General features: G+C 47.4%; 24 protein-coding genes. 4 read left to right on the top strand and 20 right to left on the bottom strand.

Annotated features, from left to right (window positions below):
• Positions 1–71 precede the first annotated feature (71 nt).
• A complete protein-coding gene (locus tag IC617_RS08745; protein ID WP_191144619.1) occupies positions 72–1,109 on the top strand; it encodes a hypothetical protein in 1,038 nt (345 codons plus the stop codon).
• On the opposite strand, the gene IC617_RS08740 is transcribed toward IC617_RS08745, so the two are convergent.
• On the bottom strand, positions 1,106–1,621 hold the full coding sequence (locus tag IC617_RS08740) for a hypothetical protein (RefSeq protein ID WP_191144618.1): 516 nt from the start codon (positions 1,619–1,621) through the stop codon (positions 1,106–1,108). The genes IC617_RS08745 and IC617_RS08740 overlap by 4 nt on opposite strands.
• A 166-nt stretch (positions 1,622–1,787) precedes the next feature.
• Between IC617_RS08740 and IC617_RS08735 the strand changes: the two genes are divergently transcribed.
• On the top strand, positions 1,788–2,732 hold the full coding sequence (locus IC617_RS08735; RefSeq protein WP_191144617.1) for a tyrosine-type recombinase/integrase: 945 nt from the start codon (positions 1,788–1,790) through the stop codon (positions 2,730–2,732).
• An 82-nt stretch (positions 2,733–2,814) separates the two neighbouring features.
• On the opposite strand, the gene IC617_RS08730 is transcribed toward IC617_RS08735, so the two are convergent.
• A complete protein-coding gene (locus tag IC617_RS08730; RefSeq protein ID WP_191144616.1) occupies positions 2,815–3,630 on the bottom strand; it encodes a hypothetical protein in 816 nt (271 codons plus the stop codon).
• Between the two features lie 342 nt (positions 3,631–3,972).
• Entirely contained in the window at positions 3,973–4,611 is a 639-nt protein-coding gene (locus IC617_RS08725) for a hypothetical protein (RefSeq protein WP_191144615.1), read from the bottom strand.
• A 560-nt stretch (positions 4,612–5,171) separates the two neighbouring features.
• On the opposite strand from IC617_RS08725, the gene IC617_RS08720 reads away from it, so the two are divergent.
• Complete coding sequence (locus IC617_RS08720) at positions 5,172–6,884, top strand: hypothetical protein (RefSeq protein ID WP_191144614.1); 1,713 nt, start codon at positions 5,172–5,174, stop codon at positions 6,882–6,884.
• Between the two features lie 46 nt (positions 6,885–6,930).
• On the opposite strand, the gene IC617_RS08715 is transcribed toward IC617_RS08720, so the two are convergent.
• From IC617_RS08715 to IC617_RS08690, 6 genes are all read right to left on the bottom strand, one after another.
• Positions 6,931–7,176: a hypothetical protein gene (locus IC617_RS08715; RefSeq protein ID WP_191144613.1), complete on the bottom strand. Its 246-nt coding sequence runs from the start codon at positions 7,174–7,176 to the stop codon at positions 6,931–6,933.
• Positions 7,177–7,181: 5 nt separating this feature from the next.
• On the bottom strand, positions 7,182–7,949 hold the full coding sequence (locus IC617_RS08710; protein ID WP_191144612.1) for a hypothetical protein: 768 nt from the start codon (positions 7,947–7,949) through the stop codon (positions 7,182–7,184).
• Positions 7,950–8,071: 122 nt separating this feature from the next.
• The gene (locus tag IC617_RS08705; RefSeq protein ID WP_191144611.1) at positions 8,072–8,875 is read right to left on the bottom strand and encodes an ATP-binding cassette domain-containing protein; all 804 of its coding nucleotides are present in this window, start codon (positions 8,873–8,875) and stop codon (positions 8,072–8,074) included.
• Between the two features lie 277 nt (positions 8,876–9,152).
• Positions 9,153–10,397 carry a DUF8535 domain-containing protein gene (locus IC617_RS08700; protein ID WP_191144610.1) on the bottom strand — a complete coding sequence of 415 codons (1,245 nt, stop codon included), beginning with the start codon at positions 10,395–10,397 and terminating at the stop codon, positions 9,153–9,155.
• Positions 10,398–10,420: 23 nt separating this feature from the next.
• On the bottom strand, positions 10,421–10,777 hold the full coding sequence (locus tag IC617_RS08695) for a hypothetical protein (protein WP_191144609.1): 357 nt from the start codon (positions 10,775–10,777) through the stop codon (positions 10,421–10,423).
• 11 nt (positions 10,778–10,788) lie between these two features.
• On the bottom strand, positions 10,789–11,832 hold the full coding sequence (locus IC617_RS08690) for a hypothetical protein (RefSeq protein WP_191144608.1): 1,044 nt from the start codon (positions 11,830–11,832) through the stop codon (positions 10,789–10,791).
• 224 nt (positions 11,833–12,056) lie between these two features.
• Between IC617_RS08690 and IC617_RS08685 the strand changes: the two genes are divergently transcribed.
• Positions 12,057–12,302 (top strand): hypothetical protein, encoded by a 246-nt coding sequence (locus tag IC617_RS08685; RefSeq protein ID WP_191144607.1) that lies wholly within the window; start codon positions 12,057–12,059, stop codon positions 12,300–12,302.
• Between the two features lie 41 nt (positions 12,303–12,343).
• Here IC617_RS08685 and IC617_RS08680 read toward each other — a convergent pair whose 3' ends face one another.
• The 11 genes from IC617_RS08680 to IC617_RS08630 form a co-directional block, all read right to left on the bottom strand.
• A complete protein-coding gene (locus IC617_RS08680; protein WP_191144606.1) occupies positions 12,344–13,135 on the bottom strand; it encodes an adenylate/guanylate cyclase in 792 nt (263 codons plus the stop codon).
• A gap of 53 nt (positions 13,136–13,188) precedes the next feature.
• Complete coding sequence (locus tag IC617_RS08675) at positions 13,189–13,749, bottom strand: hypothetical protein (protein ID WP_191144605.1); 561 nt, start codon at positions 13,747–13,749, stop codon at positions 13,189–13,191.
• A 209-nt stretch (positions 13,750–13,958) separates the two neighbouring features.
• Entirely contained in the window at positions 13,959–14,216 is a 258-nt protein-coding gene (locus IC617_RS08670; RefSeq protein ID WP_191144604.1) for a hypothetical protein, read from the bottom strand.
• A 161-nt stretch (positions 14,217–14,377) separates the two neighbouring features.
• The gene (locus IC617_RS08665) at positions 14,378–18,664 is read right to left on the bottom strand and encodes a conjugal transfer protein TraG N-terminal domain-containing protein (protein WP_191144603.1); all 4,287 of its coding nucleotides are present in this window, start codon (positions 18,662–18,664) and stop codon (positions 14,378–14,380) included.
• Positions 18,665–18,679: 15 nt separating this feature from the next.
• A complete protein-coding gene (locus IC617_RS08660) occupies positions 18,680–20,128 on the bottom strand; it encodes a conjugal transfer protein TraH (RefSeq protein ID WP_191144602.1) in 1,449 nt (482 codons plus the stop codon).
• Complete coding sequence (traF, locus tag IC617_RS08655; protein WP_191144601.1) at positions 20,128–21,105, bottom strand: conjugal transfer protein TraF; 978 nt, start codon at positions 21,103–21,105, stop codon at positions 20,128–20,130. Before traF ends, IC617_RS08660 begins: the two co-directional genes overlap by 1 nt.
• A gap of 96 nt (positions 21,106–21,201) precedes the next feature.
• Positions 21,202–21,846 carry a hypothetical protein gene (locus IC617_RS08650; RefSeq protein WP_191144600.1) on the bottom strand — a complete coding sequence of 215 codons (645 nt, stop codon included), beginning with the start codon at positions 21,844–21,846 and terminating at the stop codon, positions 21,202–21,204.
• 85 nt (positions 21,847–21,931) lie between these two features.
• Positions 21,932–22,546, bottom strand: coding sequence for a hypothetical protein (locus IC617_RS08645; RefSeq protein ID WP_191144599.1), 615 nt, complete (start codon positions 22,544–22,546; stop codon positions 21,932–21,934).
• Positions 22,546–22,932 (bottom strand): hypothetical protein, encoded by a 387-nt coding sequence (locus IC617_RS08640; protein ID WP_191144598.1) that lies wholly within the window; start codon positions 22,930–22,932, stop codon positions 22,546–22,548. The genes IC617_RS08645 and IC617_RS08640 overlap by 1 nt, the downstream gene beginning before the upstream one ends.
• Before the next feature lie 128 nt (positions 22,933–23,060).
• Positions 23,061–23,366: a hypothetical protein gene (locus IC617_RS08635; RefSeq protein WP_191144597.1), complete on the bottom strand. Its 306-nt coding sequence runs from the start codon at positions 23,364–23,366 to the stop codon at positions 23,061–23,063.
• On the bottom strand, positions 23,363–24,412 hold the full coding sequence (locus tag IC617_RS08630; protein WP_191144596.1) for a ParM/StbA family protein: 1,050 nt from the start codon (positions 24,410–24,412) through the stop codon (positions 23,363–23,365). The genes IC617_RS08635 and IC617_RS08630 overlap by 4 nt, the downstream gene beginning before the upstream one ends.
• Positions 24,413–24,656: the final 244 nt, after the last annotated feature.

The following is a 24,656-nucleotide window of genomic DNA, read 5'->3' as shown; positions in this document are numbered from 1 at the left end:
CGGGTACGAACTTGCAAGAAGGTGATATTCCTACTAAGGTCAAAAAGTGACCACAAGGAAGGAATATCACCATGTTCAAGGGACTGACCTTAGCTTGCGCAACAACTGTGGTATTAGGTTGCGCAACTGTGCCTCCCAACCTTGATCCGGCTGAGAATGCTGACACCAAGGATAAATACGAGAAACTCAAAACACTCCAAGATTACTGCTCGGCGTCACAGAGTATTAGCAACCGCCTATCACCGTGCTTATCCTACGAATACACAGCTCAATTCCAAAAAAACCTATTGAGCGCAATCAATGAAGCCGATGAAAATGAAGCCATATTAGATATGTCGATGCTGGCCGGTTCGTTGGTGGCTGCTGCAGCCGCCACGTTTGGCGCCCATGAAGATCTACTAAAGGCCAGTGGGTTGACGATAGCGGGACTCGCGAGCATCAAGCAATACAACAATCCAGCGGAACTCAAGATAGCGCTAAAAAATACTGCCTCAATGATGCAGTGTATTTTGACCACGCGAACCTTAGTATTGCCACGCGAACCTACAATTACGACGTTTCATGAGTATCGAGACGCATTGGGGAAGCGCCACTCTGACTTATCAAAAATCGATTGGAGCAGTGTCGTAGCACCTGCAGGGCACGAGCAACGACTGGAGCAATTACGAAGCGCCACCGAGAGTATTATCAGCAACCACGATAGCGTTCTTGATCTGCTTAAAAAGTATGAAATGGGTGTTGATGGTATAGGGCTAAACATACTCGATGCGACTAATGCTGCCTACATCGCTTTATATGAGGCTCGCATTAACTCAAGGCCAGACATTAGGGCGGTGATGCAAACATTGCAAACCCGTGTCGCTGAACTAAATGCAGAGAGCGCAGTCACAGAGCCTGTCGAATCGGCAGCGACTATAGCAAAACAGAATGAAAATAATGTCCCGATGGCAAAGGGCGCAGAACAGAACACGATTAACTTCAACGCGCAGATGAAGACCGCGATCAAACTAATTACTGAATACCGCACCACACTGCGAAACGCTCGGGATTACGGTAGTAACTACGCAACAGCGTCAGACACGATGAAATTATGTACCACGAGTAGCTAGCCAAGCAGATCACAATATGGGCTGGGTAGTTGATTCTTTAATGTCGCCACCAGCTGGTCAGCCGTCCGTTCATCACGCAACACTACAGGAACGCAAACCTGTACGCCGGCGATAGTGTTATCTGACAGCGTTTCGGGATCCATTCCTACGGCATTCAGCAACTCAACCAGCAGATCACTTTCAGAATCATAACCAAACAAATCGACTAAGGCGGCAATGCGCTCTTTGGTTTGAACGGTCACTGCAACTAATTTTGGTCGCTGGCCACGCTTAGAACGCCGCCAACTCCGTCGATTATTAAGCAGACGGGTAATATCCTTGGGATCGACAAAATGCGTACGAATCAACTCCTCAAGCTTCCGCGATCGCTCCGCTGAGCAGCTCGTTAAGTCTGACATTGCTCGCAGCGATGCCAGAAACTGCTCGGCATTCAAAATCGTGTATCGCAGCAGTTCATCGCCACGGGATAACATGAATTCCAATAACTCTTGGTCGTACGGATTGCGAGGCATAATCACCAACTTAATCTGAAATAAGACATCACGATAGCTCGCACAAAGCGCAGCTTACTCAACAACAATAGCAGTTTTCGTAAACGTGAACACTCACGTTACAGAACTTGCCACATTACAGCACAAAATGTATATTTTGCGGTGTAATGTCACTACAGCAGACTTCATGATGACCGACCAACTCCGCCTCAATCATGGCCAATCCATTTTGCTTCGCACTGACAGTGTGACATTGCCATCAGATGCGTACTTGGCCAGCCTTCAATCCAAGAAGTCGTTTGAGAACATGACTTATACGCTCAATGCGCTTGCTCGCCTACTCGGAGCCCGGGATCATCAAACCTTTCCATGGTCGCAATTGACCGCCATCGATGTGGATCGCATCAAGCAGGGTTTTATCGAGTTAGAGCATAGCCCTTCGACGATCAACGTTTATTTGAGCGCAATTAAAGGCGTGATTAAAAAAGCGTGGCAATTAAAATTGATTGACGCTGACCATTACCTTCAAATAAGAGAAGTTAAATCGATTACAGGACGCCGAATAACCACATCAAACACAATAACAAAACAGCAATTCAACGATATTATCCAGAATCTTACCGAGCAATCAGAATATAAATCATCACGTGATCAATGCATTATTTCCATGCTTTATTATTGCGGGTTAAGAAAGGCTGAAATAGCAAATTTAAACATGGATAAAATAAATATCCCCGAGCGATATGCCATTGTGCTCGGCAAAGGAAATAAAGAGCGAAAAGCTTTTTTCTCGGCTCAGTTGATGCCCTATATCGAGCGATGGCTATCCGTTCGCGGTAAGCAACCAGGGCCGCTGTTGTTTCGAGTTAATCGCAATGGCGATAAACACCCTTCTGGCGATCCAAGCACGGTCAATACAGTCCGCGAGCTGATTGAACGATGCGGCACGTTGCTTGGTATCCCTAACTTATCGCCGCACGATTTTCGCCACACGTTTGCGACGCGACTGCTGGATCAGGGTGTCGATCTATTTACCGTACAAGACCTACTGGGGCATGCGGATGTGAGCACCACAAAGCGCTATGATCAACGTCAAGACAACGCGCTCCGAGCAGCGGTCGAAACGCTGTAATCGGACTGGTGTGCCAATAATGCAGAGCACGGTGGTCACACCAATATAAGTTGCGGCTCACCTGATGATCCGCTCAGTTTCATTAGACACCTACGTACTCTCTAGGGCCGTACGCCGCGGGGCAACAAGTGATTGCACAGATAATATTGAACCTCTCACTGTTGAGGTTGCGACGAATCGCGCCAAAGCTCGCGTTGTACTCCGCTTTTTGCGCAACAAAATAGCGGTCATCTTCATTTTGCCAGTCAGTGTCGTTCAGAGAGCCATCATTTGCAGCTGTTGTTAATGCATTGAGCATCAGAATACGACTTGTATTGAGAGGGTTGATCCAGCTTGCTAGCGCGTAGCGCATAGTGAAATCGCTTCGATCGGTAGGGCCGGCCAATAGTTTGCGCAAGTCAAAACAGAGTTGTCGAGGGCTAACAACATCATCGAGATGCAAACCTTCAGGTTTAGTTTTCACTCCATCAATATTTATCAGTCTAAGCATCGTTTTTAGCCCTTGGAGGCAGCGCTCTTGTTGTTTCCGTTTCTGATGGCGTAGCTTTAGAATTTCGACTAAGTCGGCAATAACTGATGATTCAGCAATAGGCGCTAGAGCACTATCATATTCACATGCGCAGCGTCTCTGCATCGAGTCAAGCCAATACCCGGCAACATTGCCATTCACTTTCAATAATCCAAAGCTTGAAGATGAACAGCCAAATGTGTGAAGCACCATTTGGTCAAACCCTGCGCCAAAGTTGCTTACACCCTCTAAACCATGGCTTAGGCATAAGCCATGCTCTAAGTACTCCGCGTTAGCGTGATTCAACTCCACGAGGCGTTCAGCTTTAGCTCTTACACTGGCCAAGGACTGTCCTGAAGGAAGCAAAAGGTGTGGCTCTAGGTGAGTCATCGTTAGTGCTTCGGTCGCATAGGCGTCTGTGATTGTTGACTGACTCATAACATAAAGTACCGAGTGCAGATGTCGCATTTATAGAACTTATTGGAACTTAAATAGCTGATAACTCCTCCTCCAATTGCTCCGGGGATCAGTCCAGATATCGCTCCTAGCGGCCCACCAGCAATACCGAACCCTGCCCCTACCTTTCCTCCAACAATAGCGCCAGCAGTTGCCGCTGCAACTCCTTTCAGTGGAGAGCCTTTGAATGTGTTTTTACAATGTGGACATTCTACATTGGCCATGACATTTACCTTTTTTCGTTGATTAAGTAGGTTTGAGTGTTGGAAAAGATCATCAATCTGCGCCGACAATTCGGTAGATGTTCAGTGTCGCATGAGCATCATCACCCTCGAAAAACACAGGCAGCTGGAACGCACTTAGACGTTTTCTGACTTGGGATTTGCTTTGACGAAGCAAGTCTTCGTCAACCGAGCCTTTGAGCCCTTTATGAACAATAGGAAAGTGAACAGCCAGAACCTCTTGATATTGAGTTCCGATTGCAGAGTCGTCTAGGAGTTGGCCGCTGAAATGAATAGCGCAGGTGTGTGCGATGTCCCAGTTACCTATGCTTATCAATGTGGTAAAGCAATAAATATGAGGAGTGCCGGCCCAAAGCTCATCGCCCGATACGTTCGCCATGACGCGCATTTTGTGCGGATTCGTTCCGTAATGAATTAGATCCGATGTCATTTCAAGCATCCAGGGAGTATCGGAAACTTGTCGAGCGCGGGGCAACATCACTTCGTCGGACTTGATGTTAAAGTACTCCAAGCACGTCTCTGCGTTAAATATTAATTCGACCTGTTTGGGGTCATCCCATTCTGGCGGAAGCCTGTTATCGTCAGTTAGATATTCTCTGGCCGACTCCACTCCTTCTACTGCAAATTTAAAAGGTGTTTTGTAGCTACCTAAATCACATATACTGTTCATCATTAATTATCCTGCGGATTGACTAATTGTTAGTTCGTGGCCAGTAAGAATTAATGCTACTCACGGTGTATTGGCCAGCGCCTTGCGCTCAAAGCCCATTTACTCAAGAGGCCGTACCAATACAGTGATGCGTAATGAACGACCAGCCCCTCCGTATCGCTATTCTTGTAGACCGATTGGTATAGGTCGTGTGGTTGATTCAATTGAAATTCCCAGCTCGGTGAGGGAATTTGTAACTTCGCGTGTCAGCTTTTCTCTGAGTGCTGGCAGTTGTTGGAGCTCCCTCGCACAAATGGGTGAGCCTTTGCGGGTGCCATCTGACAAAGCGGCCTCATATTTTTTTAAGATAGCCAGCCCGCCTACTGCACATCCTAGCCGCAGGGTAGGATCAGCAGCCTCTGTGCTATTGGAGAAATTATTCACGAATGTCATGTAAAGTCCTTAGTTAACCTGAGTTAAACGTTGCTTCGTTGCCGATGAGTGTGAAGATAGCTAACCTTCGAAAACAAGTAGATCTGTTGTTTTTTTAAGAGAATGTATTGCAATATGCACGGGATTGTGAATTGACGGATTTTCGTATTAAAAAGGAAGATTATGAACTCATGTTGCGGCCATGGTTAGAGGCCGGAATCACGTACAATTTGATGCTGGGAGATGTTGCCGGTCAGCGAGAACTGGATGACTTCGAGGACAAGCTAAAAACACTGCCGGACCGTAAGTTGAACAAAGTGTCCGAGCTAGTTGTAAGAGCTTTTTTGCCTAGTGAAGATACTGCTAATGTCATAGAGCTTGTTCGGGAACAAGGTGAGGACTGTATATCTATAGCCGAGCAATTGGGTCACATCGTGAAATGCTGGCCGCACTGGTCGTGGGATCTACTATCTCAAAATACCCGTTCACTACTCTCGCCTTGCGAACTGTTAAAAGCGTACTATCAAATCCGTGAGCAGCTCGATCAATATACAAGTGATGTGGACATAACAAGGCCGATCTTAGCGAAGCTTCGTTGGATGACCGAATATCACCTATTGACGACAAACATGGTGTGGTGGGACCATCAACCAGTGACTGAGGGAGTAACGAATCACAACATACATGCTCACGACTATTTTGCGTCGGATACGCCAGGTATTCAGCGCCATATTCTTTTGATTGCACGTAAGTTGTCGCTAGGCGAGGATCCGTTAGATGATACAAAGCAGCCGCTGCTCAGTAACAAAGGCCTAACCCAGTGGGGCAAGGTGCTGCAAACATTGGTTCACCGTTTTTATGCCCATACTCGTCAAACTTTCGATGACACTTTTGACGACCTAGTCCCTGACGAATACCATGAGCTTGAGTATTGCGATGCTAAGACCATAAAGCGCCTATCAGCAGCTCTCAACAAACGAGAACGAGAGTTGCGAAACTTCATGAAGCCGGCGGAAAAATATTTCGCTAACTCCATACAGCAAGACGTCCGGAATCAGCTTGAGCGGGACATAAAAGAGAAAACAATCCTTGCTCATTACGCAATGTTTTATTTAAGCCTGCTTAAGCATTCAGCTTGGACCAAGCAACTTATAGAATTTCGTGATGAGTTTATCGGAATATACGGCAAAAATAATATAGAACAACGGTGGCTTTTCGATATAAATAGCTGCGATAGTTCGATGCGACATAAAAAGGACATTCTATGTGCATCAGAACCAGTCGGAATTCCCTTTTCTTTATACTGCCCTAACATAACCCCTTGCCCGATTGAGTTATTATCTGATTACTTTAATTACTCACAGAATACCTCCAATATAGAATCACACGAGTTTTCTAATAGGTATTTTAATTGCGCCATGATATTGCCAACGACTATCAAATTAGATATGTCAGATTGGCTCAACCCAAGCGTTATACTTAGTAGACAGAAATATTCAGACTCGAAGGTGAGAGTGAGGCAGTATGTATCTCTGATTGCGAGAGATGAAATTTTGCTGCCAGATAAGATTGGGGTGGCTGCAAACCTCGTAGCACAGAGCTCTACTTTTGCGAAAGTAGTCGAAAATCACAGCATGATTCGCTCTAATTTAGTCAATTTGATGATTGGGATTAGTTATCACTGGTACAAATTATCGGAAGAAACGGCGTCTATCGCTAAGTTTCACAAGCGCCTATCTAAATATCGAATTCCAGAACTGGATGAACGTACTTTGAGGCGTCGCATTGGTGATGCTGAAGAATGGTTGGCGCAATGGCCTAATGTGGAGCTATTCAGAAAGAGACTGAGAGATGTTCATAGCTAAGTCCCACACGCATTACATTCCTTTATTTTATTCTAGTGGCGGCTTGCTACCGTACTACAAAGAACATAATGGAATTATCATCAGTGATGCCGACAGCTATCGCACCATCAAAGACGCCTTTGCCCATTTCTAGCGCTCGCTGCTGCGCAAGATGTAATTCACTCTCAGAAGTGAGCCATTCCGTAACACCAAACTGATTAGCCTCGTTCATGTAGATCAAAGGGATCTCATTTGGTTTAGAGGCCAATTGGCGAGCATTCCCTTTGATGCTCATAATTTTCTGATCTGTCATTTCTATTACTCGTAGTTTTGCATTTTGTTGATAAACAAGTTGAGCGATACGGCTCGTTGGCCAGCATCATGCGTCACGCTTGAAACGATAGGACAAAGATTGTCTTGTTCGATTCGAATCGCCGCTCCCAAATTGCGCTCGTGGACGACTGCGAACACATGGTTCATTTGGTCGTTATCGACAATAGCTACATTCCACCAGCGTTCTTCGGACTCATGCAATTCACCGAGAATTAGGTGCTTGTCACCAAAATTGGCCACATACAGCACATGTCTGCCACGTTTGTTTTTGAGTTTGCCAGCGTAAACCGCGGTGTATGCATGGCTTCTAGCTAAAAATTGGGGCACGGACATTAGCCGAATCTTTCGGCAGGCTGTAACGGCCAGTCGCTCAAGGTTGCGCCAATCCTGGAGTCTAAGTTCACCATGGGCCAGTGGTTTTTTAGATCGGTTAAACAAGCCGGAGAAGGCATGCCATTGGCCACTTAGCGATAGAGAGCGAACCGGTTGTTTGATTATTTCAGCGCATGCATCAGTCGCGGATTGGTAGATGCTCTTGTTGAGTTGCATCGTAGCAAACAGCACTTGACCAATCGGGCAAAGAATTGACAAGTGCCGGCATACGTCAAGCACCTCCTGCTCACGGGCATCGCAAGAAAGGGTCAGTGGTGAATCGTCGAATAACTCTAAGTCACCATCATCGCGCTCAAGAATAACACCTAGCGTAAAACAATCTTTAGTCTGTAGCGCTTCTTCTTTGTATTCGACAAACAAGAATGCCCTCTTTATTACTGTGTGAGCTTCGTTGAGGTTTAGCATTGCCTTCGAGCAAATATAATCGCGCGCAGACCATGGCTTCTGCGGTACTTTATGCCTAACGATCATTAGCGGAACCACTAAAGCGTTAAGGCTGTTGGGCTGAATATCGCTTCGTTTGTTTGCGGCTGTTTAGTAATGAGCTGGAAGTCGAACCTTCCATGTTGGGGCGTTTGTGGTTGTTCGGCTAAAGATGGGTTGGAGCCTCGCACTAACCGGTGTGCAATTTCCTTAGCAGCGCATGAGCTGTGCAATAATGCGAATGCCAATGAATTCGGAACGTCGCTTTCAAAAGGTTCCAGCTCTTGCACCAACACAAGCAACACGCAATTGTTCTTAACTGCAATGTCTGTTAATTCCTCAACTTGCAAAGTGCCTGAGTGATACCATTCATCAACGATAACCAAGGAATTTTCCGTCAGGGTCGCATGAGCCGGGTTATCGACGTAATCAATGGACAATTGATCCGAATAAAGTGACTTGAGCCTATGCAGTTCAGCCATGCTTGGATCAGTTCCCACATGCACCGTTGCGCCAAACCAATGTACGTTTACATCATTGCGAAGTACCTCAGACGCCAACTGAAGAGCTGTACTTGTTTTGCCTGTCCCAGTTTCACCAACAATGACCGCAACAGGTTTTTCTTGGGTTAGACTCACGACCAGCTGGCCATGATTGGTTGGCAAAGAGAAAGAGATATCGTGGAGTGCCGGGCGCTTCAACCAATTGATAGCCCTACTCCAAGGCATATCTGCGCCATTCTGGAATGCAATTTCATCCAGAGCAGCAGTCAGCTTAATACGTTTAGCTGCTGCAACTTTCTTCGCGTCTTTTTTGAGTTGAACGACAGTTTTACCAGATGGGAAACGAAGGTGATCAGTCATCACAACAAACTCCGATAATAGGAAAGCGTACGCGCCTACTCATACACCTCCGAAAACGAAAGTTGTTGACTTAACCAATTAAAGCATTGTCATGACCTCAGCCGGTCTTCGCCGTGGTAGGCGGTGCGAGTACTGACAAGGTACTCGCTGCTAAATGTTGCACAAAATGTAGGCATTAGCAAGAGGCATGGATTCGAGTAGAAGATCTGGACAATCACAGGTCTAACGGCTGTAGATTCAATAGTGAAAACAGCTTACAAATAGAGAATGATGCCAGTTATCGCGCTAACAACTGATGTAAATGCTGTTGTTTTAGCCACTTGATGGCTTCCGAATATGGCTGAGCGACGTTCGCTGCTTGCCACTCGAACAAGTGTGTGAACAATTGCTGCATAACAGGGTGTGTTTTGGCTTTGGACTCGCGGTACTCCGGTGTATCCATGCCGGCGACCTCAATCGCAACGGAAGCCTGCTGATCTCGGACTAAGACGAAATCGGGGCGAACGTCACAATCATCAAACAGTGGTTTCTCCAAACGCACAGGCGCAAGATCAGGCATAACTTTTCGCAAAGCCCAGTGCATCGCAGACTCATACTGGCTTTCCAATGGGCACCATTCGGACTTGTTGTTGATGTACGTTACCGCGCACTTTGCCAACTGCACAAATGAGGCGTTCGGATCGGTTGCTTTATACCCGAGTTGAAAAACAAGGATAAACAGAAACGGACCTTCGCTTTTGTCGGTTAGGAAACCTGCATTTGAAAGTTTAGCTCGGCCGTAGTTGAAGATCGTAACGGGCTTACGATTTCCATTGTAGAGCAGAAACTTATCGTCCTTACGTTCGAACTTATCGCACGAATACAGCACGATTTGATGCCAGGTTGAGGTTGCGGGCCAGTCTTTTGGTGGCCGTCTCAAAGCTTCTTTTAGTCGAGGCAGATTCAGCTCATTAAAGTGCAACATTGAATCAAGCGTAATGTCGGCCGGCAACCTGTACTGCTGTGCTGCCGTTTTAATGTTAGCAATGGTGGTAGGTAATGACCGCTTGGTGCAATCGAGCTTATGCAGTTGAGCTGAGTCCAATACTTGAAGTAACAGCGCCAACAAGCGGCTAATACGCTTTGTTTTGCTTTCCCCTCTCGTCTTTCTTGGTCCAGACCCCTCGGTTTCACCGGGTGATACACTGCTAGTGCCACTCATCACATCGACGATTATGTCGGATGGACGCTCTCGGTTTCGTCGGCGCTTGATAGGCTGCGGACGATTATTTAAAGGGCACTGTTCGTTATGATGCTGAGAAGGAGCCCGAGCAACATGACGACGGTTTTTACCTTGGCGTATCACCAATGGAATACAACAATGTAAAGATAACGACTCATCACGCTGAACCCGTTCTAAGAAGGCTTCAAGGGCGTTGCCTTCGCCTTCAGAAAGCGCGATGCCGTTGTAGCTCTTCATAATTGCGATATGGGTAGTCGGTTTTAACGGCAGTCTTTTTTTAGCTTTACGCAGGTGAATCATTCGAGGCCTCTGGTGTGAAGAAATTAGGATGCGGGCTTGAGCTGAAGCATCATGCATTGCTCCACCAGCATCTTGGTGCGCGGTGATACTTTTGGATGGTCGAGCAGATTGCTAAGAGCGCTTTCATCGAGCGATGCCAGATACCCATTGTATTCATCCGTTGCTGCATTAAATCGCTTCGCGCCCCACCAGAAGCCGTAACCGATGGCGAAGACCAGCAAAGAAATACCAATAAACAAGAACACCATGCTTTGATCAAACGCAGTCACCGCAACAATAGAAGCGATAGACAGTAAGACCGCTGCGAGCATAGAGGCTTTGAGTTGCAGCGAGACAGGATTGCTAAACAAAAATGATTCGAAGGTGCGTTGTTGGCTCATAGTAGTGTCCATTAATTAGTCGTTGTCAAAGTTGTCCATGACGGACAAATCCCATAGCGCTCATTGGCGCGCTCCATCGCAGCGCTGGGCGGTACGCCCTGCCCTAGCAAATGACTCGCATAGCTGATCCACGATGCTTGTTTATCCAAGTAGCGATCGCGAGAGGCTGGTGATTTGGGGCAATGAGATAGAGAGTCCCATAGTGTTCGCGCTTCGGTATCGCGCATCAATCGCATCCGACTAGAGTCCACCAGCCGTTGCGCTATCGTGTCCTGCGGCAAGCAATGCCTGTGCTTGGCCGACTTTCCAGTTCGTTGCAATACGCAGGCGAAACCGCGGCTTAATAGATAAAGGGCTACATAAGGATGTGAATTGACCACGCCCCATTTGGAGTGTTTGTTAACGGGCAATGCGTTGAAAAACGAGTCCTTAGTCGGGAGTTTGTGGTAGTGATAATTGGGAAGATCACTCCATGACACCGGCGCGGCAATTGGGATGGTTTCGAACAATACCGCATTAAGGCATTTGCCATCAGCTAAGGCGGTGACTAGCGTATCTCGGGGCAGCTGCATTAAGAAGTCAATCTCTGGGAGGTATTCGCCACGCCGTTTGTAGTTCATCAGTTGCTCATTACTACCGGTTGATCCGAGATAGCTGTTGGCAACATCGCCAAGCGACCAGCCTGCATAACACAGTGACTGGAACATTGGTTCGTTTTCTAGGAGGAGCAATTGACAAAGCTGGTTGACTCGCGTGATTTGGGGCTTTACCGGAGCGGGCAGCAACTCACTCGGTATGGCAACATCGACAACGCCGGCAAGTAGCTTCATTGCTTTATCCTGAGTGCCTTCGATTACGGTCACAGCATCAATCAAGTCAATCGGACCACATTCGCCACAGACCAGTTGATGAACGGCGCTTAAGTAATTCGCAGGTTGACCACACATTGGACAAACACAACCGCCTTGCGCAGTGAATATAGGGCTCGCCGATGCCAATTTCTCAGACGTGAGTCTAGGATAGATTTCCTGTTGAATGAATGAGTGTGTTTGCATACGGAGCCCCCCGCTTCAATACGTAAATTATTGAAAAAACCGGCGCTCAATTCAGGTCGTTTGGAACTCATTTTGGAACCCTAACTGACCCATATGACGAAACGTTTTCGAGATAATAGGATCAGTTTTGTAGTGTTGAGTGAGACACAATGGTAGAAGAAGTGAATGTTTCCGAGGTTATTAGGCAGTACTGCAAGCATTACTCGAGTCAACGCGCAGGAACGATGCGATTAACCCTTGTAATTACTGAAGTGAATCAGCGCTTTGGATTTAAAGGCAGCGCTAGCTACCTAGGGGAAGTGAAGCATGGGCCACACAGCATCGTTAAGCTTCCACACCTCTGTCAGACCGAAGAATGCTTAATTGGTTTAATTGAATCAGCAGTAGTGACGCTGGATAACGTGAGCTTGCGCATTGATAAACGAATCCACGGCTATCAACCAAAAGCCGGCAGGGTGTTGGTATCCTAGTTGAGCCCCTAACCTAAAGCATCCAGCTAGTGATACACAGGCTACAAGCGAGGAGAGCTAGAACCCACAATATATCCATTGGTGCCATTAAAGCTCCTCAGCTTGAAGCTTACTCTGCCATTTTTAGATGTAGGCCACCGTACTTTTATTTTGTCATCACATATCACGACATTTCGCCCGCCTGAAAGCTTCGTCGCTCTAAACACGCATTCGCCAAATGCTTTGGGTTGTTTTTCCGGAGAAAGCCCGACGAGAGTTACCATTGCTTTGCTGACCGCAAACCCCACTCCCAGATCAATGTTTGGCAATCTGTAGCGGCTCTTCAATACGTCATTGACCAAGTCGCGAGCAACTCCAATGGCATTCTTTGCGGCTTCGTGCGCCGCATAGATCGAGGCGATCTGATTATCAGGATCCACTCGAAACAAGGCAAGCACACCATCACCTAAGTATTCGGTCACACTACCCTGTTGTTTGTTGACGACATAAGCAAGCGCAGGCAATAGAGCTGAAGTTTCATAGTAAACACGCTGGAGGCCAGATACCTCTGCATGTTTCTGGCTTATCGCGCACATTAAATGCTCGGTCGAATCGCGCATATCAGCGACAAAAGCGACGAATTCATCAATCACGGTCTCATTCTCTCGGACGAACTCATGGCCAGGAATCTGTGAGGGTTGTTCTTCAAAGCTAGTGCTCTGATCATTGGCGTTTAACGCTGCCTCTCGAATAGCTTTGAGCCGGTACCCGCCATCACGCCAGTGACGCTCTGCGTTATCAAGGCTTGTATCAATGATGGTGCGTAGTTCCTCTTTATCTGCATCATTCAGCATTCATTAGTTCTCTTAACAACAGGTAATAGGAATCCGTTCAGCAAAACATAAGGTTAAGCACAGCTGATTCGAACGGTAAGAAAGGCGATGGCGCTGATGACAAACCAAGCAGTGGATAACCGGAGTGACAGGTTCAATCGATGTAACTTAATGTCTCGGATATAAATGAGTTTCATATGCTCAAACGTAAGCTCGTTGCAAATGTCCTCGTCAGTAACTGGAAAGGTGCTTGAAAATGTGCTGACAGTTTGAGTGGCGCGACCATTCGGCTTGAGGTGAAAGGCGTCAAAAAGCCGAAATCGGTAGAGATCCGAACCGTAGAAAGATCCCTGGCAATCCGCGTCATTATCAATGTGCTTTGCTGGGTTATCGATTGCAGAAATAGTGGTAATTAGGGTGTAGATGGCAACAAACCAAACAACAAAGAAAAGCACCGTAAACACATGGCTATCGAAAAAGGTTGCGATTCGCTCCAAGGAATCCCATAAGCTTACAATATGAGTAAACGGGAGAAAAAGCGCAGCCAATAGAGCGCCAACCTTAACGTCTGTGGCTCGAATCGTAGCTTGGCAATCATGTATTGCGGCCGAGATAAATTGAGCCTTGTTATCCATGTTGTTTCACCCATTCGTTCATATTAATCTTCACAACGTCGGCACGAAAGTGGGCTAGTGCCCTCAAATCTATAGAATCGCCTAATCCCTTACCTAACATGGGGACTAACATGTAGAACACAAGGAATCTTCAAGATAAACCGTTGATGGACAACTTAGACACCACCAAATGTCCTTTCAATGCTAGCGAAGCTGCACCTGCGACGGGCCTACAGAACATAGCTTATAGTAAACAGGATAATGATAATGCTGATATAACCACACCGGACATAACGCCGCAGATATTGATTATCAGTAAGATCGGAAGAATCGATCTGCTTGGGGGCATCACCTGCCGACGGTGCCGAATTGTTGTGTTCAAAGGGATAGAGCAGCAGATAGGTAAACATCTCTGTCACCAACACGCCTACAGCACTTAGTACTGCAAACCAAGGAAAAGAGAGTACAAAAGTGTTTGTTGCCAGCATCGCGTAAAAATCCTTTTTACTAGAGATAACAAACCATTACCACAAACAAGAGCACAGCGACAACCTTAGTTATCAAGGTGTGACGATATCATTGAAATTACTAACACCCAGCCTATTCTAAGCGTTAAAAAAGCTTCGACATGCAAACTTCATCACACTGATTATGGCTTGTAATCAGCGCGCCGCTGTTCAAAGCCATCTACAAATGCTTGAAGCTGGTCGGCTTGCTGTGTATGCCCCTGTTCCCTGAGTACTGGCACGGTATTGCTCAAGACTTCCATACTTTCGGTAATGTGATTGTTGTGGCCTGACGCATCGGAAATATCAGTATTGGTTTCTCTGCTCAATTGGGATTCATATCGTTGCATAACGGTGTCCATTAGAGCGGAGTTGTCACCACCACTGGTATAGACTTTTGCGGCTAAATACTGTGGCGTTAGATCTTCGTCAGCCGAGATGGTTCGACGACTGCGAGAGGATGTATTGCGCTCCCAGCCGCTTTGAGTATCGAGCTTGGTGACATCAACATTGCTACCTTCAGTGAAGTTGCTTGACTGGATCATAAACTCGGTATGCCCGGTGAGCGCAACAGCCTCCATCTCGCCAGGACGCTCTAGTGCGTAGGTCGCAAAATCCGCCACGCCATCAAATGATGTGGGTGCATGCTTTAAGTTCTCCATCTTCAAGTCCGACGAATCAACACCGTAGTTTTCTAGTTTTTCAGCAAACGTACCTACGAATTGGTCAGCAAATGCAACAGCGCGAGGGGAGTCCATATCAAACCCTTTGTCGACTCTACTGTTTTGTCCACCTGATGATTTCTTGTCACCATAAAAGTCAGATGCAATTTCGGGCGCCATAGCAGAATAACCATTGACAGCCATATGGGCTTTGGCTTCGTGCCCCGCGGCATTGTAGATATCGTCCATATTCTGAATAGCATTGTCATAGGCAGCGACACCAGCGTTAACCGTATCAATAAATGCATCCACGCGAGCGGCCTCATCCGCAGGCATTGTGGATTTTGCCTCTTCGAGACGCTGCAACGTTTCCTGTCCTTGATCGGTTTTCCACATAGCAAGGGAAGTGACTAACTTGCCGCTTTCGGAGTTAGGGTAGGCGAGGCCATAATCAATAGCGGTCGCCAACACATTTTGGCCATGCGGGCCATCGCCGAGTGCCGCAAGATTACTAATCATGTCTGCATTTCGCGCTAAGGACGTGGATGGAGAGCCACTATTAAGGTCTTTAATCAGCTCGCCGGGCGATAGCTGGCTAAACGAGCCAACAAATTGAGCGAGGTAATCGTGCTCGCCAAGCGCCTCGAGCGAGCGTCGAAGAGCAGGATCAACACCTTGAACATCTTGTCTATCCAACGCGACTCTATCGCCACCCAAGAATCGGCCAACCGCCTCGGCGCTTTGTTGTCTTGCAGCATCGAGGCTCGCAAGGTTATCGGCATGTGTTTGCTCAATGTTAGCTTGCGGATCGGCCAAACGAGTTGGCAAGCCAGCATTGTCAGCTTGAGTAATTGTTGCGTCACGTGAGACGGTCTGCTCATTAATATCTCTCGCCGGGGTTGCACCTACACCGTCAACAGGGTTGTTAGCATTGGCGATGATCTGATTGTGGTCTCGACCAACATTGGTCAACACTTCCGCATTCGCGTTTGCTATACGGCCAAACCCATTGAACATCCCAATGTTTTGTCCATCTTGATGGATCCCTCGAGCATTGATATCAGCGACTGTCGACCAAACAGCTCCCACACCAGCCAAGTCAAGGTTGTTTTGCGTAATGGTGTCATCAGTGCCGGCAGTATGTTTAGATTGAAGTTCATCGAGCAAGGATTGGAAGGCCGTGGCGTGAACAAGACCATTTTCATTGACGCCTTGCGCAGACGCAGCAGGGCCTAGTTTATGCCGCACAGTGTCCAGATAGCCGTCCCAATCGAGATTGCCGTTGCCGTCAGTTCCAACTTTGTTTTGCAGCATCGTATCCAAACGATCCGCTATAGCGTTGAGTCGTTGGCCTTCGGCATAGTTCGCTGAGCCAATTGGATTGTCGGCCATTAACTGAGCCGCGTTGTCACGCATGTTGGCAATGGTCGTATCAAAAACGTTGTCGACGCCCATTCCATGCCGAGCAGCCGTCGCCCACTCTTTCATCTGAAGACCACCATCCAGCCGGTGCTCAGTGCCAAGTTGCGACTGAATGGTTGAGTCGGCAGCTACGGCTTCAACGGTTGTCTTGCCCTCTTGGTATAACTGCTCATATGATCTTCCTGTTTCATGGTCAACCTCTGCCGCTATTCGATCAATTCTAGCGTCGGATGTTGCCAATTCTTTGAGTCGATTATAGCCAGCGCTATCGACTTTATTTTCTCGATGGGTATCTTGGATGTGTTTGTTCACCACGTCCATGTCTTGCGATAACCGTGTCATATCGACAGAATTATTAACCTGTCCCTCAATACCTCCACCTAACCCTGCAACGAATTTACCAACCCCAATCGTGCCATCCGCTCCTGTGCTGTCCCTAAACTGAGGCGTTTGGAGCCGGAAATTCGCTTCGACTTTCCCCGCAGCCATAGCCCGCATCACATTATTAAAGGACTCCTGCTCCTGCTTGGTCATACCTTGACCGTAGGTTGTCACAAAATCGCTATTGACGCCTTCGAGCGATGTTCGTTGAGCCACTTCGCCATCTTTTGTTTCTATTTGATGCTGCTTGGTTTTGCCAAACGTCAGCGAGTCATTAATTGCAGCCATTTGTCGACCTGTAGCAGCCTTCATTTGTTGTTCAGCTAGTTGCGTATGCTGGGTCACACCTGAACCATAAGTACTGTTGGTGCTCATGCCAGCAAGCATATGGTGACTAGAGCCAGCGTAACTGTAGAGCATGTCGCCACTTGGCGTGGTATATGCGGTGTTTGCTCCGAAAGTACCTTTACCTGCTGTGTGGGGAGAAGTGACGTCGGGCGCGGAGTACTGCGTGTTAACTCGTGTATCTGGTGCCATCTTCGATTCAGCCTGAAGCAGCGTGTGCACACCACGATACAGGACAAAGAGTGCTAACACGGGAGCAAGGGTTGCTGCAGTCTGGGATACAGCCAGGTAAGTCTCGGTTGTGGCCATCGTGGCGTCGAAGCCGCCGTAGCTAAATACCGCCCTGCCCGATGCGCTAATATCACCAATACGATTCTCCAGCGTCATTTCAGTGAACAGATTCACAAGCACTAAGATGACGGACCACAGGTTGACCCACAGTAGAATTCCGAAATAGGTAATAGCGGCCGTAATGCCCTTACCACCCATGATTAAAATGAGTCCAATAACAGGCCCAAGGAAGAAGACGAACCCTTCAATAAAGGTGATGAGTGCTGGCGCCATTTCTAACCACAAATCAGAATCAGATGCCATTTGCACTCGCCGCTGTTGCTGTGCCTGAAATACAGCCAACTCGGCAGCACTACCTCCCGGAAATTGAGCTTGGGCTGAGTCGAGTGCTTCGTGAATAAAACGAGCCTTCATTAATTCATGAGCATCGCCGGTGACCGTCAACGAGTTTAGTTGGAACTGCAATAGCTGATCGAGGGAATCGACATTACCGCCCTTGGTTTCGAGTAGTGTTTGAAGCCCGCCTTCAAGGTTCTTACCACCGGCAGTCGTGTCGTTGTTAACGATGTATTTGGATAACTCCACGTAAGCATCGGGACATGTTTTGTATTCGATATTGTCGGTAACTGAGCCGGTTGCGGATGTCACATTTTTTAGCAGGACAGGAGTTTCCCAAGCAGCGTAATTGACCTGCATTGCACCCCACAAATCTTTCGGTTGAGCAGAATAAATCTGACTAAACGACGTTTCTTGATTGGGCGAGCTTAAAGAGCGATCGCGGTCCACGCAAAACACCAGATAGTTGATTAAGGACGCTCTTAAGTTGAAGGCTTTCGGATCATTACCTAGGGATGAAACTTCCGGCTCAGCATTATAAAACGAGCGCAGTGCGGCCATCGAGCGGGTACCAGATAAACGTGCACCACTTGCCAAGGAGTTACCCGATGGCCGACTTAATGCGACATCTAAATTCTCAGTGAGCGAATAGGCAAAATTGGTGAACATCGTGCCGCCCAGAGCAAGCAACAACGGAACGTCGTCAACTCGACCAATATAGGCGCCGGTCGTTGCTTCTTCGATGTCGACACTTTGAGTCGTCGCAGGCCCCATGAGCAGAATGAAAGCGATTAAGCCTATCGCCCAATCTTTTACTGGGAAAAATTTACCGCCCGAGAAAAACGTCATGTAGAAGCCGCCAAGCAATGCAAAACAGGACGCAAGAAAGAGCATTGCTGTGTAATCGGAGCCGATATTGTAGAAGTAGGAGATCCCGAGTAGGACCTCATACATAAAATCGCCATCGCCGAGAGATTGGAATGTCCAGTTCATGGGTGAGTAACCTTTCTAGTTGGCGGTGTTTGATTTAGTTCGCTGCTCGAGCATTTTCATGTAGTTAACGATATTGGTTTCCAAAGAAACGGTATCGTGGATCTTGCTAGCGTACTGGGCGTGAAATGATTCGATCTTCTTGATGGCTTCGGTTGCAGCGTGAATGAACTCTTTATGTTGCTGGGCGTTACCATCTTTTGGCTGACCGCTCATGCTAGAGGCAACAGCTCGCTTGACCAAGAAGGTTAAAAGTTCAGCGTCCTGTAACAGCAAGTAGTCAATGGCTCGCATTGCCATTGTTCTGCGTGCCGCTTCGTCGGAGCCAGCTGATTCGAGCATCGTCATTACGGGGACTGATGCGTGGTCCAGAAATTGCTGCTCGCTTGCACTGATTGTCTTGCTATAAACCTTGTTCATTAACCCATTCGTGGCATCAAGAATGTGGTCTTCATAAACTTTGCGTAAGCCTTCCCAAGACGACATTTCTGTTGGGGAAACATCAAGACATTGGCTGTAGCCAGTGGGATCGCCATTTGCTGTATCCGGCTGGCACTTTAATATTTCGAGTTTCTTGTCATTCGTTGAGCCTTCGAAGAAGTCGCTCATGTCGGTAATGGTTGCGCCATGCGTGTTTACTACGGCATTTTGCTTATCCGCGGTTGATGTTTCGTCATAGGTCAGTACTGTCGTTCCGATAACACTCATCAATAACTCTTGGAAAGCATAGCCAGAGATACTGGGTAGACTAACTGACCAGTTATTCACGTTAGCATTGCTCAAGCCATCCCAAACAACGTTGGTGTTGTAGTACTTGTTGATGGTATTACTAGTTGTGTTCGTCGAATCGACCTTGCCGCCAGAATTGAACAAATTATCGAGGCTGCCGTTGAAATCCGGAGATGCTCCCTCTAAGAATCCGTCGACAAAGTTATTGAAACGGTTATTTGATAGCTTCGTTTGCCAATCTTCTCCGAAGGCCGCATTGGTCACTAGCTCAGCGCCTTTCTGACACATCTCGCGACTATCAAGATTGAATTTGTTGAGCATTTCTTGGATGTCCGACATGTATTTTGCGCACGAAGGACAGATGGAATCCATTGCAAGCCCAAATGCGTAACTCGCAGCGCCTTGCATAATACCTCGGCCCATTTGAACCAATTGATCGCCATTAATAACCGAGAAGCTGCCTGCGTAGAAATCAATGCCCCCACAACCGGCGGTCATTGATGGCGGACGAAAAGCGACTAAGTTCTCTTGAACGAGATTGTTTCGATAGCGCGCGCTACCGAATGCGACTCCACGGCGCTTTTGAGATTTGTAGGAGGATCCACTGACAAATGAAATCTCTGCGTCAAACAATTCCTGCATAGGATTAGCAGCAACTGGATCGATGGCTGGCAGAGTGGCTAGGCCAAACATTAGTAAGAGCGTGCATTGCAATAAGGAACGTTTGATTGCATTCATTAGAATGTCCCTTGTGTGGGGGAATTGGTCGGAGCGGTACCGGGAATAGGCGTACCTTGTAGTCGCTGCAAGAGCGCTTCTGAGAACTGCTCTGGATCGCTGGCAACATCAGCATCCAGTTCGATGACGCCACTACCATCAAGGACGCTGTACTGTTTTACTGGTCGCATGGCATTGAACTGATTGGCATCAATCCATCCTTTGCGCCGCGCCGCATAAGCGATTGTTTGCATGATGTTGCCAAATGAACGAAGACCAGGCTGCAGCGGCTGAGAGGTGCCATTGAACTGATCGACTAAGAACAAAGATGGCGTGTATTGCACTTGGTAGCGCTTGGCCATCAGGCCATTGTCAAATGACCAATCAAAATCTTCGGTACCAGGAACGATATTGCCATCCATTGAAATCAAAACGATGGGGAGGTTGTAGCTGTCCTTGAGCATTCGAAGCGCAGGCACTTGCTTGAGGCAGAAACCGCAGGTCGACGACATGAATGCCCAAAGGCCCGTTTTAGATCCTAAGTCCGCCATGACTTCCTTGGTGTCACTCATGCGTTGTTCATGCGTTTGGTTAAGAACAAAGTTTGATGACGGGCGGCGGTTGTCTTCACTCATTTCAGGATTGAACATGAAAAATTCACGGGTGGCATCCTGGAACCGGCTGGACATATCGGCCGCGACTCGCTGAGCAATAAAGTAGCTAGCAATATTGGCGTCTGTCGGATTATCAATGGCAGCATCAAGCATTTTGGGTAAGCGTTCACGTAGCCAAGCTGTATCAATTTTGGTCGGTGGGGCTGGTGCCGCGGGCGAAGCAGGCGATGGTGGGATCTTTTCAGGCTCCGACTTCTTTTCCGGGGTAGGCTCTGTGCTGTACCAGTAATAGCCTTCAGGCTCTGGATAAGCTGTCAAATTGTCTGTTGCGAGCGCTGATGCGCACAGCAACGTTAAGCCCAAAGCAGCCATCGAGAATTTCACTGCATACTCCAATCCATCGTAATGGACAAAGTTTGCAATGAAATAGTGGTGTTATCAGGTCAGTTATGGATGTGTTTTCGAGGGAAAATAACCGCTTTAACGATCAGCAAATGCACCATATCCGTGGATGATGCGATATTCAGTCACATTTGGATCGGGGATGGTAATAATCCAACCTGTGTTAAGCCGTTGACGGTTACGATCTTGTCCAAGAGCATCAGCCATCCCCACCGCTGCGCTGCGACCACGACCACTGCGGGACGCAATTGGTAAATCCCATGAAGCCGCGACATACCATTGTTCACCGCGCTTGTATTGGACCTGACGTACATAGCGAATTCGCACACCGTCAATCTCATTGCTGAGCTTGTGATAAGCAGATTCCCACATGTAACCCGCTCGCGTTGCGGACGGCCGATGCAAATTCACCTGCTCGGTAGGCAGCTCCAATGTCAATATCGATAAACGATATTCAGGGAGCGATTCAATCGTCGCCATAATCATAGGGGGGAGTGCTAGTTTATCGACGAGAGGAGAGCTCAACGATGACTTGGGCAACGTTAAATAATTACTCGCAGCAATCATCAGAGCGCCGCCAGCAGAGGCAGGCTCTACAACACGACCATTAACGGAGAAGGCACTCGTTTCCCATTGCGGCTGTGATACAACCGGGACACTGACAGTAACCGTGCCACTGGATAACAACAGCACGGCACTGAAAAGCGAACCAACAATACTCATCGATCAAACCTCATGTATGTATCTTGGCTATAGAGATAACATGAGTCGTTCTTGGCGCAACTGACAAACTGCACCATAAATTTTGCTAAGCACTTACGGCGACCAGCGCCGGTGCAGAACCATCGACCACTTCATCTTGCGGTTTGATTTTTGCCTTCATCAGACACATCGGGCATTTTTTACGTGAAAAAGTAGCCACCGAAACGTATTTGACATCGCAACCATGAGTGTCGCATTTTTCAATCGAGAATTTAGCGCCCATCATGCCGTGCCGCAAACACGCATAGATACGGTTAATATCGATGATATTTTCAGCGGTCTTTGGGTCATCAGGCATTCGGAAGTAGGTCGGATACTTGCGACGAAACGCATCTGTCACGCGGAGTAAATCAGCCAACTCAAGGCGATCCCAGCGCTTGTGTTCATCAGTGCACTGCGCATACATCTGACAAATCACCGTTGCGCAGAACAACCCGAGGGTTGATTTCATCCACGAGAATCCTGTCGAGTTCGATTTAGTTCGTCGGCCCTCATCACTAGTGGCAGGTTCGACACATGACATAAACACAGCGAGTGCTTTTTTGTTAGCGAACGCGTGATACTCACGCAATACACTACTAACCAAGCCGAACTCCACGGCCTTAATCAACTGAACTTGTAATTGCAGTTTTTTGGACTGAATTACGCATGGCATTGTCATCAGCTAACTCCTTTAGCTCTGGGATTAACGCTTTGACGCGCAAACTCAAGATCCATCATCGAGGGACCTAAATTGTTGTCGACTACATGACTGACATATTGGATAAATCCCATCGGCGTGCCGGCGAGATTGGTTTTCGGAAACTGTAAAAACCAGTGGGTTGTATTGATCAGTTTGGATAGTTTGTGGTGAGGGATCGCAGCAAACTCTTGAGCATCTTTCAGAGACATTCCGAGCATGACTGACGCCGCCGCAGGATCTAGAACGCACATCTGGTGCATGTTGACTATGAGCTGATATTGCAACTCAAGTATGTTGGTCCAACTGTCATCAAGACCATCGGCCAACGCCAAATCACGAGAATTCGAATCTGTTGATGTGGTCACGACGCCACCTCCATGTTGTCAAATCTGCAGCACTCCAATCGCAGCGATTTGAATATCTATCAATACCTATTCTATCTATGACAAAATAATTATACCTAAAAACTGCATAATTATTCTACAAAAACAACTCATGCTAGGACCGTATCACTTAGGTCAAACGGCACATCTAGCAATGAGGCGCTAGCAGTATCAGATCTATCGGTTGAACAGCAATCATATTGGTCAGTTTTGTTGTCATCTATGTGATGTTGTCCAGAATTTGAACAATCGATCTCATTGGGCACTAGATTCTGCCGTTTCGCTAGCAACCCAATTCGTGCCAGCGCTCGGATTTCTTCAGCGCGTTTTCGTTTGTTAATTGGCGCTAAGTGCTCAAATAGATCAGCATGGTCAGTGGTGACCTTGACGTTAGAACGGATTAAGTTACCACTCATGATGCCACCGCTCGCAGTTGCTTCGATAGTTCGTTGTTCGCAAATATCTGCATACCTATCACGACAGCCTGCAGCGAGTTTTTCGCCATAGAGAGTTGATGTCGAGGGAATGCACGTTGCAGAGCTGGGCTATACAGCGATGCAGGCCCGCCCATCTGCGCGATTAAGTCGACACCACTACCATTCCCAATTTGAGATTTAAGATCGGTCATCGCCATATCACAGACAGATTGTATAGCCGTGGTCGCATCGAAACTGACATCATGTTGCTCGCCGGAGCAGATTGGGAACGGGTATTGTTTACCAAACATGCGGAGACTGCCGGTTCGCAAAGCGTCTTCAATAGCAATGGATGGAACGCTTGAAACTGAGAAAGCTTGCTTGATAACAGAGGAAACAGCATCAATCACTTTCGACAAACCAAATTCATTGCTGCCACTCATGCTGTCCACCGGCTTACCACGGTTCAACACGCACCAATCGAAGGTAAGAAAACCTGGATCAACGCCCAATACGCATTGGTTTCGCATTAAGTGGTTCATTCGCTCTCCGCCATCTTGTTGCGCATAGCAAAGTAAGCCTGCAAGCGGTTGAGCAATAACAATTGCTCGCTCCACAGTGATCAGCCGATCACCGACTTTATGCTGTCCCTGCATATAGTGCTCGAGTGCTTTTTTCTCACTCATTCGTTCAACCGGCAATCCGCCGACTAAGATATCGACTCGGTTATCTGGCAGGTTCATCAAGTTTAACCCCGCAGTAAACAAAGCCTTGTATTGAAGCGACTCCACATAACTACTCGACAAGTCGCGACAAACATCCGTTCCAGATGTCAGCCCGATATCTTTGCCCACCTCAACAAGTTGCCCATCAATGTTGAACACCATGTTCGCGCTTGTGTAGTTAGCAACTGCGAGACTGTCGTTAGAATGCTTGCGAGACACGATTGCCGGCATGGTTTCAACAGTTGGTAAGCCATTCTGCAGATCGGTTACGCATGACAGTGTTCCAAATCCTATGTCAATAGAGCGTGCAATTTGTTCCATAAATCACCTACTGAATACAGTTAAAAGTTCTACAGAAGTCCTGGCACTCTCAAATCAGCTTATTTTCAGCCCAAAATGCGTTAAGAGGTTCGCCAGAAGTCCTAAAGGACGTTTAGTGGTACGAATAGTAATTCAAACCAACTCCCAAAAATGGTCAATCGTCAGTCAAAATTGACTCCATAAATGACCTAATCAGTTCAACCTCGGAATAACCCACGTAGATTTGCTTAGGCGGAATTGCTGA

The sequence above is a fragment of the Neiella litorisoli genome (assembly GCF_014773395.1).
Taxonomy (GTDB): domain Bacteria; phylum Pseudomonadota; class Gammaproteobacteria; order Enterobacterales; family Neiellaceae; genus Neiella; species Neiella litorisoli.
This window is presented reverse-complemented; position numbering and strand designations above follow the sequence as displayed.